Annotated in this window: 11 protein-coding genes; 2 read left to right on the top strand and 9 right to left on the bottom strand. The window is 42.3% G+C overall.

What is annotated here, in order from left to right:
• Positions 1–38 precede the first annotated feature (38 nt).
• The 4 genes from H70737_RS06550 to H70737_RS06535 all read right to left on the bottom strand — a co-directional run bounded on the left by H70737_RS06550 (position 39) and on the right by H70737_RS06535 (position 2,735).
• Complete coding sequence (locus H70737_RS06550; protein WP_042185736.1) at positions 39–1,130, bottom strand: LiaI-LiaF-like domain-containing protein; 1,092 nt, start codon at positions 1,128–1,130, stop codon at positions 39–41.
• Positions 1,131–1,147: 17 nt separating this feature from the next.
• Positions 1,148–1,645, bottom strand: a complete 498-nt coding sequence (locus tag H70737_RS06545) for a hypothetical protein (protein ID WP_042185734.1) — start codon at positions 1,643–1,645, stop codon at positions 1,148–1,150.
• A gap of 80 nt (positions 1,646–1,725) precedes the next feature.
• A complete protein-coding gene (locus H70737_RS06540; RefSeq protein WP_042125121.1) occupies positions 1,726–2,178 on the bottom strand; it encodes an anti-sigma factor family protein in 453 nt (150 codons plus the stop codon).
• Positions 2,175–2,735: an RNA polymerase sigma factor gene (locus H70737_RS06535; RefSeq protein WP_042185733.1), complete on the bottom strand. Its 561-nt coding sequence runs from the start codon at positions 2,733–2,735 to the stop codon at positions 2,175–2,177. Before H70737_RS06535 ends, H70737_RS06540 begins: the two co-directional genes overlap by 4 nt.
• 124 nt (positions 2,736–2,859) lie before the next feature.
• On the opposite strand from H70737_RS06535, the gene H70737_RS06530 reads away from it, so the two are divergent.
• Positions 2,860–5,955 carry a hybrid sensor histidine kinase/response regulator gene (locus H70737_RS06530; RefSeq protein WP_042185731.1) on the top strand — a complete coding sequence of 1,032 codons (3,096 nt, stop codon included), beginning with the start codon at positions 2,860–2,862 and terminating at the stop codon, positions 5,953–5,955.
• 86 nt (positions 5,956–6,041) lie between these two features.
• Entirely contained in the window at positions 6,042–7,196 is a 1,155-nt protein-coding gene (locus H70737_RS06525) for a response regulator (protein ID WP_052404187.1), read from the top strand.
• Between the two features lie 192 nt (positions 7,197–7,388).
• Here H70737_RS06525 and H70737_RS06520 read toward each other — a convergent pair whose 3' ends face one another.
• Genes H70737_RS06520 through H70737_RS06500 form a run of 5 tightly spaced genes read right to left on the bottom strand, consistent with a single transcriptional unit; the run spans position 7,389 to position 13,955 of the window.
• Complete coding sequence (locus H70737_RS06520) at positions 7,389–9,137, bottom strand: glycoside hydrolase family 35 protein (RefSeq protein ID WP_042185729.1); 1,749 nt, start codon at positions 9,135–9,137, stop codon at positions 7,389–7,391.
• Between the two features lie 30 nt (positions 9,138–9,167).
• The gene (locus H70737_RS06515) at positions 9,168–10,829 is read right to left on the bottom strand and encodes a DUF4091 domain-containing protein (RefSeq protein ID WP_042185727.1); all 1,662 of its coding nucleotides are present in this window, start codon (positions 10,827–10,829) and stop codon (positions 9,168–9,170) included.
• Complete coding sequence (locus H70737_RS06510) at positions 10,826–12,109, bottom strand: Gfo/Idh/MocA family protein (protein ID WP_042185725.1); 1,284 nt, start codon at positions 12,107–12,109, stop codon at positions 10,826–10,828. Before H70737_RS06510 ends, H70737_RS06515 begins: the two co-directional genes overlap by 4 nt.
• A 52-nt stretch (positions 12,110–12,161) precedes the next feature.
• Entirely contained in the window at positions 12,162–13,055 is an 894-nt protein-coding gene (locus H70737_RS06505; protein WP_042125110.1) for a carbohydrate ABC transporter permease, read from the bottom strand.
• Between the two features lie 9 nt (positions 13,056–13,064).
• Positions 13,065–13,955: an ABC transporter permease gene (locus tag H70737_RS06500; protein WP_042125108.1), complete on the bottom strand. Its 891-nt coding sequence runs from the start codon at positions 13,953–13,955 to the stop codon at positions 13,065–13,067.
• Positions 13,956–13,959: the final 4 nt, after the last annotated feature.

Here is a 13,959-nt window from a genome sequence, read left to right as displayed (position 1 = left end):
CCAATCGCTGAAGCCTTAACTCCCTTTATTGTTCGTACTTATTCAGCTGTGTCCACGGTTACACTTCCATTACTCGTACTTAGGTCCACAGTATAAGTTCCTTTACCAAGAATGGCAGTGCCAAAGCTGTCCCCGTCTAGATCCCAAGGGACATTCCCCTTCAGTGAGCCATTGCTAGTATCCGCTGTAATCTTCGCATCGGACACAGTTGGCAACCCCACCGTAATCTTTCCGTTACTAGACGAACATTTCCATTTTCCAGTCACTGCTGAATTAATAGTGATCTTGCCGTTGCTGCTCTTTGCCGTCAACGCTCCATCTATATTATCCAATATAATCGCACCATTAGAGCTTTTGAGCTGCGCTCCACCTTGGATGTTCTGAACAGTCAGTGAGCCATTGCTGGTATCTGCTTCAACTCCGCCAGCAACATCATGAATATTTATAACCCCATTACTAGTATCAACCACTAAGCCAGACTTTAAATCCCAGGCTTCTATTGACCCGTCACTAGTATCTACCTCAACAGCAAGGCTGCTAGGTACACTTACATTTAAATAAGGACTTTTAGTATTAAATCCAAACTGAATATTAGAGAACCAATTATGATCTGTATCAAGCTCCATAATCAGTGTATCTCCCTCAGTTTTTACTTTCCATTTCTTTTCCAACGCACTTTCGGCTTCACTTTGCGATTTTCCAGGTAGGAGTAAGCTTCCCTCATAATCCAATGAGCTTCCATCTATTCCCTCGACCTTTACTTTTCCACTTGGAAGTACGATTTTCAGCGTTGTAATATTGTCTTTCACTTCGACATTGCCGCTTAGTGGAGTTAAATGTGTATTCCCGATTAAACTGCTAAGTGAGCCGCCGGCCATTACGCTCTGTGCACTGCTTGCTCCAACCAACAGGATGATCAATAGGATTGCCCAACCGCTCACACGACTTTTGGCATCGGATTTGATAAACAATCTTAGCAACATCTCGAGTCCGAACAAGATCAACAGTGCTGGCCATAAATAACCAAGTACTTCATAGCTGATCATATTATACTGAGCCATCACAATAATGACACCAAGTGCAATGCAGCCTATAGCTGCAGTAAAACTCCCGATTTTCCATCTCCCCATAGTCAAATCCCCGTTTCTTACGCTCTCGTATTGTTTCTTAGCATCTTCAGACCGTACGCAATCAGACCCAGTGATAGCAAGATCGTACCAATGTTAATCTCAATTAACATTCTCCAAAGCGTCGGAAATGCTGAGATCACCAGCATAAGGAAACCGGCAACAACACATCCAACACCAACCCAAGCCGGATTCACATCTTCATGTGGGTAACCCGGCATAGAGGACATCCCCATCGTCCAAGGTTCTCCGAAGCTGTCAGGATGGAACATCATACGCTCATGTTCGGCTGCAGTTATTTTCATCCAAGCCGCTTTCTGCAGGGCATCAAACAATTGGTAAAACCATAGTGCAGCTAGCGCAAAAGGGAAGATCATGGGCTCAGACGGAATAAACATAATACATAAGGAAGCCCCGATCATAAACTGCAGCCCCTGCTTTTTGAAACCTAAGTACAAATGACCTACACCAGGAACCATAGCTAGCATAAAAGTAAGCCAACGTCTCTTCTTAATCATAATACATCCTCCTAAAATTTGGATAGCATAAACTTTTCAGTTTACCTGAATCCATCTATTATTTATAAATCTCTTTATGACTATTTTCTAAAACCACCAAACCATTGGGTCACCGAATTCGACACATGACCATTAATCTCAGTAATCCCATAAGCCAAATTCTCAAAAACGCCAAACTGTAACAATAAGAAGCTCAAGCAGGCAGCCACCGCATAATGCATCCAAGATGTTCTAGGAGCATAGCGACGTCTTACGCTTGTCGCTTTAACCGCTCGCTCTCTGCGTCCTGTTTCGAGCTGCTCGATATGGGCCATAACACCTGCTGCGAGATCTGGAAAGTCCATCTGTTCATGCTGATATTCACTGTCCGTTTCCATTTCTGACCAAAGAGCGGACATTTCCTTAGCTTCCTCCAGCCACTGCGCGCAATCAGGACAGGATTGTATGTGCAACCGGATACTCAGCTCCATATCTGGAGACAGTAGGCCGTCAATGTAATGTGGCATCCATTCCTTCACTATTGCACAATTCATCGCAATTCCTCCCTTTGTCTACGCATCATCTGTCTGGCACGATAAAGCTGCGATTCGATAGTCTTAACGGAAACACCTTTTTGCTCCGCTATCTCTTGATAAGAATTTCGCTGAAAATAGTACAGCTGTACGACCGACCGGTACGGTTCCGCAAGGCTGTTCACATTCTCACCCAGCTCAGCTGATTGTTCCTGCTCTAGCACCTCTTGCTCTGGTGTTTGAGATGTTACCCAATCATTCTCAGTGTAATCAGCCGCACTCCGATGCCTCCACTCCCTATCATTGGCCCGTTTCCAGTCCAGACAGGTTCGATAGGCTATCCGATAAAGCCATGTCGAGAAGGTAGATTGTCCTCTGAAGGAGGGGAGCGCTTTGTATGCTTTTATAAAAACCTCTTGGGCCATATCTTTGGCCGATTCGGCTTCTCCAGTAATCTTGACGCACACTCTGTATACCATGCCTTGATAACGTGTCACCAAATGCCCAAAGGCCTGATGCTCACCGTTCAGCACAGCAGAAATCCATTCCTTCTCTTCCAGCTTTCTCCCCTCCTTCACCTACATAACGTTAGACGCCAGCCAATTCTAATCCCCTGCAACTTTGCCGTAACTTTTTTTAAAATTTTTGAAATATTTTTGTGAAAGGAATATATTGTTTTTTGTCGAATAATGTTTAATTACTATGACTAAACGAAAACTCTTTCTAATTATCGTGCTATTTCTTACTATACTTACTGGATTTCGCTTCCTATGGGTTTGGGCATCGCCTCATGCCATACAACCACAATTAGTCAAAGGAGTTCTCGATTTACGGAATAAAGACTTAAATCAAGACAAGCTCCTTACCTTAAAAGGCCAATGGGAGTTCTATCCTAATACGCTGCTTCCCACTTTCAATAAAGAATCTCTAAACAAAGCTCCCCCTAAAAAATATATACAAGTCCCGGATCAGTGGAACGATGCCATTCATAATGGCGAAAAGTCTGCTTTAGGCTACGGCTCCTATCGGTTACGGATTCTTGTAGATAAAAACGAAAAGCAGTCTTATGGCATACTCATATCCGGGGTTCGGACTTCTTCGGAAATATATATCAATGGTGAACTACTGGGAAATTCAGGTTCTCCATCTGCCAATAAAGAAGACTATGTTGCTCGTGTATTACCTTACTCCGTAACTTTTACAACGGATAAGACTGAGATTGAAATTGTGATTCATGTAGCCAACTACTCTTTAGCTCATACAGGTGGTATTTTTAAACCCATTTTATTTGGTAACGAAAAAACCTTAACACATCAGCGGATCGTTTCCATAGGCCTTCAACTGTTATTATGTGTAGTACTTCTACTTCATGCAGTCTATGCAGCAATATTATATACCATTGGTCCACGGCAAAAGATGTTGATCTATTTTTTTCTGTTGGTAATTTCCGCTATAACTACAGTACTTATTGATGATGACAAGCTTTTGCTGCATATGCTTCCCTTAAACTACCAATGGAGCTTAAAACTATTAATCATATCTAATATTATGGCTTTTATATTCATCTTACTGACAAGCAAGCAACTAATGTTCCATAATTTAAAAATTAAAAGCGTTCGGATCCTGACCAGCTTATCCTTGGTACATATCCTTTTCATACTGCTCGGTCCCGTTGTCCACTATTACGAATCATATACGCTTCTTTTTTTCATCAATATATTCGTTCTATCATTAGAAGTTGTAGTTCTCTTTCTGAAATCTGCGCTTAAAAACAACGATGGCTCTATTTTTCTATTGCTATCTATCCTAGCCATCATTAACAGCAATCATTGGGGATTGTTCAAAAATTTCGATCTGGTTGACGTTACCTATTATCCTTTCGACCTGATTATTGCCTTTTTATGCTTTGCGACTTTTGGGTTTAAGCGCTATTTCTGGAATACTAAACAGACTGAAAATCTGGCAAAAAGCCTGCAAAGAACCGTTACGCAAAAGGATGATTTCCTAGCTAATACCTCTCACGAGCTGAAAAACCCCCTACATAGCATCATTAATATTGCTGAGACCGTCTTAGACAGTGAGAGAGACTCTTTAATGCATCAGAACGCAAGTAATCTAGAACTGCTAATTACCGTCGGAAGACGTATGTCTTTACTGATAAACGATCTTCTAGATCAATCACAGCTTCGTGAAAGCAACATTCAATTACAGTTAAGAAATGTTCCCATTCAATCCGTAGCTGTTGGCGTACTCGATATGCTCAAGTTCCTAACGGAAGGTAAGCACATTACACTAATCTCGGAGATTCCCGACTCGTTTCCTTCTATTGTGGCAGATGAGAAAAGACTCATTCAGATTTTGTTCAATCTGCTTCAAAATGCTGTGAAATATACGAGTGTAGGCTCAGTTAGGGTCCATGCGAATATTCATAAGGGTGTGGCGCGCATCCATATTACGGATACTGGCATTGGAATGAACGAGGAAACACAGCTTAGAGCCTTCCAACCCTATGAACAGGGTGACTCAAGCGTGACAGCAATAAGTGGTGGAATTGGATTGGGCTTAAGTATTTGTAAACAGTTAGTTGAACTTCACGGTGGAGAGATTAGCGTAAAATCTTCACTTGGCAAAGGCTCTACTTTTACTTTTACTATGCCTCTATCCGATTCAAACATTCAAAAATTCAATTTAGAATTCTCAACAGTGACTGAATACACGGACAAACTATCTCATATTAGTCTATCCGAATTTAACACTACATCTGCTACTTCAACGGATGGAAGAAGACCTAAGATTTTGGCTGTTGACGATGACCCGGTTAATCTGAAAATCCTTACTAGCGTACTGTCCATCAAAGACTATGAAATGGTTACGGTAACCAGTGGAATTGATGCTTTAATAAAACTGGATACTGATCAATGGGATTTAATCATTACAGATGTAATGATGCCCCAGATGTCCGGCTATGAATTAACACAGAGAATTCGTGAACGTTTTACTATAGCTGAGCTTCCTATTCTACTTCTGACCGCACGTAGCCAGCCGGAAGATATCTACACCGGATTTGTTTCGGGCGCGAACGACTATGTAATGAAACCCATGAACGCTATGGAGCTAAGAGGACGGGTACGTTCCTTAACAGACTTAAAACAGTCCGTAAATGAACGGCTTCGTCTGGAAGCAGCATATCTTCAAGCGCAAATACAACCACATTTTTTATTCAACACATTAAATTCTATATCTGCTCTGGCATCTTTTGATACACAGCGTATGGGTCACCTTATTGATGCCTTTAGCTCTTATTTACGCTTAAGCTTTAACTTCTTGAACGCTGAGCCGATGATACCGATTGAACACGAGCTTGAGCTTGTCCGTGCCTATCTGTACATAGAGAAAGAGCGCTTTGAGGACAGGATGACCATCAACTGGGAGTTAACAGAAAATCTACATTTTCAGTTACCTCCCTTGACCATTCAGCCACTCGTTGAAAATGCCGTTAGGCATGGTATATTAAGCCGCTCCAAAGGAGGTACGCTTTCAATATCCATCAAAGAACTAGCTGATGACATCGAGATTACAATCGCTGATAATGGTAAAGGTATGACTTCCGAGCAACTTCAGCAACTGCTGAGCAGTCAGTCTAATGTAACAAGAGGGATTGGATTTCTTAATACACATAAACGCTTGTTACGTGTCTATGCTAAGGGTTTGCAAATTAAAAGCAAGGAAGGGCTAGGTACTTCAGTAAGTTTCATAATCCCTTCTGAAAAAAGAAATATGAATCACAAAAATACCTAGTCACAGACAGACTATAATGAACCGAAAAATAAAGAAGAGTTTATTGTTTTTTGCTAAAAAATACTATATTGAGTGGTGAAATAACAATGATTCAAGCAGTATTAGTGGACGATGAACGCCTTGCTCTCGTAAAGTTAGAATTCATGTTAAAAGAAATGGAAGCTGTTCATATCATCGCGTCCTATACAGATCCTGTTCAAGCTATACAAGAAGCTCCAGCCTTGGAGCCTGACGTTATTTTTATTGATATTGAAATGCCTGAAGTGAGCGGACTTCAAGCTGCCGCAATTCTACAAGAGGTGTGTCCAAACGCTAATATCGTTTTCGTGACCGCGTATAACCAATATGCAGTGGAAGCCTTTGAGTTAAATGCGATTGATTATATTTTGAAGCCCGTGCGACATGACCGTTTATTCAAAACAGTACAACGCTTGGAGGACAGATTGAAGTTTGCACCAAAAAGCACAGAGGTAGCACATGAACTAACGATTCGTTGTTTTCAATCGCTGCGTTTTGAACGAGGAGGACAACCTTTAAACAATCTCCGTTGGAGAACTTCTAAGGCACAAGAATTGTTTGCTTTCTTGCTTCATAATCGCAATCGATTCGTCAGTAAAGATACCCTGATTGACCTACTATGGCCAGATTTCAACCTTAAAAAGGCTTCTACCCATCTCTACACAACCATTTATCAAGTACGACAATGTTTAAAGCAGAGTGAGGTAGATCTGCATATCAGCAACGTCAGTGGCGGGGAAGGGTATACGCTTGAGACCGGGCCGCTTCTAATCGATGCAGCCCAGTGGGAGCACAACATTCTTGCACTCGAATCCATCGGAGAGGACAATTGTGCAGAACATCAAAGCTTATTTGAGCTTTATTCAGGGGATTATTTTGGAGATTACGATTATTTGTGGGCGGAGGGTGAACGACAACGTCTGCGCACCATTTGGCTACACCATGCTATGGGAATGGCCCAGTTCTATATCGACAACAACAGAGTTCCCGAAGCTGTCACCGTGTATCAAAAGGTAGTACAGCTTCAGCCCTATTTTGAACAAGGACATTTAGGATTAATGAAGGTCTACGACAGTATTGGGGAACGATCAGCAGTGGAAGAACAATATAAGAATCTGACGGAATTATTGAAAGGCGATCTAAGTATTGGTCTTCCGGCCGTTGTTCAAGATTGGTATGAAGAATGGGAACTACATAACCTTAGAATACGCAGCAAGAAATAGTTTCTATTTATCAAAGACACCCGGATCTATTCGGGTGTCTTTGTTGTTACGATATATTAATTGCTGCGTTTGAAACAGCTAGTTAAACGAAGCTAGCGAATTACGCAAGATTGAACAAACTTGTCCGAAGCAAATTCAGACATGGTTCAATAAGCCGCAATTCTAACATGTTGTTGGCAGAGCTATGCCCTATTATCCTAGTTCCGGTTGATCTACGAAGGTAACAGCGGTATCTGAAGTGCTGTGCAATTCAAAGATGACAATCTCATTGTCGCCTTGTTTCAATAGAGGACCTGGCACATACATTGTTTTCTGTGGTCCGATATTCCAATAGCGTCCAAGGTTGAACCCATTAATGAACACGACGCCTTTAGTCCATCCTTCCATGCTCAAGAACGTATCACAAGGTTCATCCACAACCAAGGTGCTGCGGAAGAAACTAGGTTCCACTTGCCTGAATAAACCTTCAAACTGCAGACCAGATAAATCCGTTAATGGCAACGTATAAGTCGTCCATTCCGACAGAAACTGCCGTCCATAACGTACCCCTTCAGTAATCCCTTTACAATCTCTCATAAAAGGACCATAGTTGACGCGTCCTAAATTCTCCACAAGTATACTAACATGCAGCCCTTCGGCCGGAACCTCGAACTCTAATTTCACCTCTGGCTCTACACGATCTAAGGTTGCAGTGAGCTCTGCATTCAGAAAGACTAATGCACGATCATGTAAATCCTGGATGAAGAACTCATCTTTAGGACGAGGTCCTGTAAGGAACGTACTATAATGAATAAAGCCATAATCCTGACCCAATTTCTCCATCGGTTCAGGGTATGCAGAGTGAATAGGTGCAGAAATACGATTCAAGTTTGCGGTAAGTGAAGTCTGCTCCTTCATCTCTACTCTCCCATATGCTCTCTTAGCGACAGGAGCTGGTAACTCAATGGGTCCGAGATCTACATATTTGGAGATCACTTCACGAACTGCATAATATTTAGCTGTCGGCTCACCGGATTCACTCAGTAAGGAATCATAGTCATAACTAGTAATTGTTGGTTCATAGCTGTCAAACGTATGTCCATTCGCTCCGTTGTAGAACCCAAAGTTAGTTCCGCCATGGAACATATAGAAATTAACGGATGCGCCTAAACTAAGTATCTCATCCAATACCTTCGCTACATCCTCAGCCGGACGCGTATGATGCTCCTCACGCCAATGATCAAACCAACCGTTCCAGTATTCCATACACATGATTGGAGCCTCTGGTTGGTATTCACGGAGCTTGTTGAATGCTTCTACTGGACGTGATCCAAAGTTCACCGTCTCTAGCACACCTGGGACCATACCTCCCTGTAACATCGCGTCTTCAGGTCCATCGGAAGTGAATAGTAGTACATCTATCCCACGGGAAATCATGCTGTCTTTTAAATGAGTCAAATAGCGCTTGTCATTGCCGTAACTTCCGTACTCATTCTCAATCTGCATAGCAATGATCGGGCCACCATTTGTACATAACAGTGGTTGTAATTTGGGGAGCAATACATCATAATACGCATCTACATGATCTAGAAATGGCTTATGGTAGCATCGAAGACGCATATCCGAATCAGCTAGCAACCAAGATGGCAGTCCACCAAATTCCCATTCTGCACAAATATAAGGTGTGGGACGAACGATGACATGCAGACCCAAATCTCCTGCCAATTCAATAAACCGGACTACATCTGCCATACCTTCAAAATTATGTTGGCCTTTCTTCGGCTCGTGTAAATTCCATGCCACATAGGTTTCAACCGTATTGAAGCCGCAAGCTTTTAATTTGATAAGACGGTCTTCCCAATGTTCCGGCAGAGTCCGAAAATAATGGATGGCCCCTGAGATAAGCCGTATCGCCTGATCGTTATAATAAAAGGAAGATCCTGAATAATGAAAAGTTGCCATATTCTCAACACCTCGTAATGGTATGATCACTTAAGTAGAATATCTTGCTATCGCTTGATTGATCCGCTCTCTTGCCTCTAAGAGCCATGTTCCCTGATCCCTCGGGTATACAGAGAAGGTCAACGATGTACTCAGACCCTCTTCCATAATGGCTATCGTTGCTTTCTTGCCAATTTTCTGCTCAAGTAATTCTAGTGCGCGCAAATCCTGCAACCCTTCATATAGAACTTCCAGTCGAATGGATTCAATCGGGCCTTCTTCTCCCGGATAGACCAAGTAGGCATCTCCTGAGGGAAATGCATGCTCAGCGTCAGTCGTACGATAAGGGTCCAGCAGCTGATTCAATGAATATTGCGAGTACCAGAAGTTATAACCCCAATGCAAGAAGCCCTGTAATCCGAATTTATACAATTGAAACCCGATTATACGATTTCTAGCAGAGGGCATGTTGAAAAACCGGTTGGATACTTGTTCACTTTGAGCGCAGCAATAGTACGTCCAAAGGTCTGGAACCTGATGTTCTAAGAACGGTTCAATATGCGTATTCGCAGGAATCGGCCTTTTCACCAGGCCCTGTTCATACAACTCCAATTCGGACAAAGCGTCCATGATCGGATAACTTGATAAATGTTTATAAATGATCTCACTTGCAGCTCGGTACGATTCCAAATGTTCCTCTCCTGGTTCATCTGAAATATGGAACCAGCTTTGCTGGTCTATTCCCTGCTCTTTCAAATATTGATCTAAGCAAGGTAAAAATTGATCCAAGAAACTACGGTATTCCGCTGAGGATGCGTCCGTATCCCAGCCGAATAGTTGCTGTTCTTCACCTTGAATGGTTACCATTATTTTTGGTGCACATTTTGCACCCCATTGAGTAAATAAATGAGAGAACTCAAAGTATTTGAAGCCAAGTCGGCGGCACATCGATACCCAACGAGTAAGCAGATCAAATCCGAATTCATAACGATCTCCCGCTTTAGTCACGGAAATCAATTGAACGGTTGGACGTACTCCACCAATGGCTGTATCCAAAGGCGGTGTAAACAACGGAGTTAAGATCATGTTCATGCCATGCTTAACCATCGTATCTGCATAACGTTCTATAAGGGCCCAATGCGCTTCACTAAATACTTCGACACCATACTTTGTAGCAAGACAATCCACATGGAACCATTCCGTATGAATTAACTGTTGCGGCGGTAGTGTTGCAGGGATGACGGTTAACTCGAATACATCCGATTCACCTAATATCTGCCCTTCAGATGATTTGAAGAGGACCTGAATAGAGCGAAGCTCCGTACTCATTGTTTCATCCAAGGTTATCGCCACCCATAAAGATCGCCATTGTCCCGGGATCGATGAAATAGATTGTTGATCCAGCGTATACAATGGATCTGGATATAATCCCGGCGTAGTTCTTAGCACATCGTCATCATGATTTTTGAAACAAGGCATTTCTGAGGGAACAAGTCCAACGGATCTTATACATATTAGATCTGAAAGAGATGACTTTATCTCTACTTCAATATTCTTTAAAAGTGTATCTGAGGTATAAGCGACTTGGAACGAAAATGTTTCCCCGACAAGTGCGGTTGCACTGTGATAGGGTTCATGATTCGGCACTTCATCAGCAAATACCTTAACCAACGAACTTAATAACATCGTCTGAAATGGCTGCGGAGCATTCATCGTTGCTTCACCTCTTCATCATTACAGACACTTTGAGCAAATTCTTTCAGAACAATACTGTTACCCTCGATGCGAGATTGCTCCGCTGCAAAAGCCATAAGGTGACTTTGAACGGAATGATTTGCTGATGTAAGTCCCTGAATCTTTCCTTCCGCTCGAACCAGCTTAACAAAATCTTTGATTAACCCCATATCGCCGCCGCCATGACCAACATGACCACCTGCATTCTCGAACGAGATTCTCTCTACCTTACCGCTGCCAAAATGGATCACTTCAATTTCATTCTTTTCCATCGCACCGCGAATTTCTCCCGTGGTACCCATCAGCTTGAGGGTACGACTTACATCTTTGGTAAACGCACTCATTGTAAAGGCTATAGTTACGGAATTAGCGAATTCTAGATTTACCACTTGATGGTCGACGACATCATTATCACAATGATAGACACATCGTCCATAAGGTCCTTCCTGAAGAGCATTCAGGCGAGCTTCATAGCTTGGATCATCGCTAATTGCCGATGTAGGCCAATCCGTATCCTCCGTCAAATATTGATTAGGAGCATAATAGAGACATTTATCTGCTGCTGGGCATCCATCTGTGCAACGTAGCGGGGCTCCTTCCGGTGCTTCACTAGATTTGAAATGGGACAGTGAGCCAAAGGAAGACACTCGAACACATTCTGAATCTGTCAACCAGGAAAGAATGTCCAGATCATGACAGGACTTAGCGAGAATCATCGGACTGGACTCATCCTTTTTGCGCCAATTCCCTCTTACGAAGCTATGAGCTTGATGCCAGTAACCCACGTTCTCATTATGTTGAATGGACATCAATTGTCCGATCGCACCACTTTCCAGCAGTTCCTTGATCGTAGAGAAGAAATTGGTATATCTCAATACATGGCATATCGAGAAGACACGATTCACTTTAGAGGCCATTTCCCCCATAAGTACACATTCCTTGGCATCAGGGGACATCGGTTTTTCTAATAGCACATGATACCCTGCCTCCAGTGCTTTCATTGTTGGCACATAATGCTGATTGTCTTGGGTACAGATAAATACCGCATCTGCTACTTTCGGGGAGGCAAAAAAATCATCCCAATGAGTAAAGCACATATCATCAGCCAGCTTATGTCTTGCCTTAAATTTATTTCTCCGCTTCGCATTCGGCTCTGCAACAGCTACAACTTGAAGCTCATTGGGGTGCTGAATCGCATATTCTGAATAATTAATTCCTCGCAGGCCCGCTCCAATTAAAGCAACAGTAACTTTCTTCATCGCAATCTGCTCCTTCATATGAGACTTTATGCTATGTCTGTACTTTATTTCTTTATTCTTTAACACTACCAACCGTCATTCCTTTTACGAAATACCTTTGTAAGAATGGATACACTACCATAATTGGCAATGCGCCCATGAATATTTGCGCCGTTCGGATCGTCTTCTCACTCAGGTTCTCCATCACCTTGAGCTGCTCAATGGACATCGATGACATCTGGGCATTGATAGACATAATCAAGGTAGAAAGATAGGTCTGTAGCGGATAATGCTCAGGTGAATTCAGGTAAAGGATACCGTCAAACCAAGCGTTCCAATGCCCAACTATGGTGAATAACCCAATCGTTGCGATGGATGGAAGGGATATCGGTAAATAAATTTGCCAAAGTACTCTCCAATGTCCGGCACCATCAATCGTAGCCGCTTCATCCAATTCTCTTGGAATAGATCTGAAGAAGTTAAGCATCAGAACCATATTCCATACATTCAATGCACCTGGTAAGATAAGCGCCCAAATGGAATCGATTAAGCCTGTATTCTTCACTACGATATACGTCGGAATTAAGCCGCCTCCAAAAAACATCGTAATCGCGAATATCCATACATATACGGTTCTAAATTTAAACTGATCATTCGATTTGGAAAGCGGAAAAGCAGTAATAAATACTAGAAACAAGTTAACTACTGAACCGAGCACTACTCGTTTTACGGAGACTCCCAAGGAACGAAAGAACTCTACCTTTTCTCCTAAATATACATAAGCATCCCAGGAAAAGCCGACGGGCCAAAGCTTCACTTCTCCAGCCATCGCAGCTGTATTCGAGCTAAGTGAGATGGAGAGTAAGTGTACAAATGGGATAATGCCGAGTATGGTAATGAAAGTTAACAACAGCGTATTGAACACGATAAATAACTTTCTGCTGAATGATTGTTTATGTAGCACCATCTCCACCTCCTAGAATATGCGGTAATTGTTAAATTTGTACGCTGCATAGTAAGTTGTTGATACCATAAATAAAGATATTATCGATTTAAAGAGACCCACTGCTGCCGCAGGTCCAAATTGTTGGCTGAACATCCCCAATCGATAGACAAATGTATCTATTATATCTGCACCTGCATATACAGTCGGGTTATACATAATCAATATCTGCTCAAAACCTGCGTTAAGAATACCACCGAGGCCTAATACACTAAGTAAAATAATAATCGGTGCTATACCTGGAAGCGTAATGTTAAGCATTTGCTTCCATTTCCCTGCACCATCTACCTCTGCCGCTTCATACAGCGTCGCATTAATTCCTGTGATGGCAGCAAGCATGATGATCATATTGTAGCCCATGCCTTTCCAGACATCCGAGCCAATGATAATCCCCCTGAACCAACCATTATCAAGCATGAACATGATAGGTTCTAAGCCCATAGCGGAAATTAAGCCATTAATAGGTCCATTGAGAGAGAATAATTCAATAATGACACCCCCAAGGACAGTCCATGAAAGGAAGAACGGGAGGAAAATGGCGGATTGAATAAAACCTGCGAACCATTTCTTAGTAAGCTCATTTAATAATAGAGCTAGAATGAGCGGGACAAGCAGAGACAATACCATTTTGATGATAGCTATGACTAGCGTATTCCAAAGTACTTGCTTGAAATCCGGTAAATTAAATACATAACGGAAGTTATCTAATCCCACAAAATCAGATTTAAAAAAACCGGATAACGGCTCAAACTGTTGAAACGCCATAACCAGGCCGGCCATCGGTCCGTAGGCATAAATCAGTGTAACAATCACACCCGGTATTAACATGATATGAAGCGGATATTCTTTCTTCAGTGATTTCATAGAT

Source organism: Paenibacillus sp. FSL H7-0737, from assembly GCF_000758545.1.
GTDB lineage: Bacteria > Bacillota > Bacilli > Paenibacillales > Paenibacillaceae > Paenibacillus_AQ.
Note: the sequence above shows the minus strand (reverse complement) of the source record. Positions and strands in the feature narration are given on the sequence as shown.

Bases quoted from the DNA above. Each gene is read 5' to 3' on its own strand.
- H70737_RS06530 (WP_042185731.1), top strand. From the start codon at position 2,860: ATGACTAAACGAAAACTCTTTCTAATTATCGTGCTATTTCTTACTATA.
- H70737_RS06550 (WP_042185736.1), bottom strand. From the start codon at position 1,130: ATGGGGAGATGGAAAATCGGGAGTTTTACTGCAGCTATAGGCTGCATT.
- H70737_RS06525 (WP_052404187.1), top strand. From the start codon at position 6,042: ATGATTCAAGCAGTATTAGTGGACGATGAACGCCTTGCTCTCGTAAAG.
- H70737_RS06505 (WP_042125110.1), bottom strand. From the start codon at position 13,055: ATGGTGCTACATAAACAATCATTCAGCAGAAAGTTATTTATCGTGTTC.
- H70737_RS06520 (WP_042185729.1), bottom strand. From the start codon at position 9,137: ATGGCAACTTTTCATTATTCAGGATCTTCCTTTTATTATAACGATCAG.
- H70737_RS06500 (WP_042125108.1), bottom strand. From the start codon at position 13,955: ATGAAATCACTGAAGAAAGAATATCCGCTTCATATCATGTTAATACCG.
- H70737_RS06510 (WP_042185725.1), bottom strand. From the start codon at position 12,109: ATGAAGAAAGTTACTGTTGCTTTAATTGGAGCGGGCCTGCGAGGAATT.
- H70737_RS06515 (WP_042185727.1), bottom strand. From the start codon at position 10,829: ATGAATGCTCCGCAGCCATTTCAGACGATGTTATTAAGTTCGTTGGTT.
- H70737_RS06545 (WP_042185734.1), bottom strand. From the start codon at position 1,645: ATGATTAAGAAGAGACGTTGGCTTACTTTTATGCTAGCTATGGTTCCT.
- H70737_RS06540 (WP_042125121.1), bottom strand. From the start codon at position 2,178: ATGAATTGTGCAATAGTGAAGGAATGGATGCCACATTACATTGACGGC.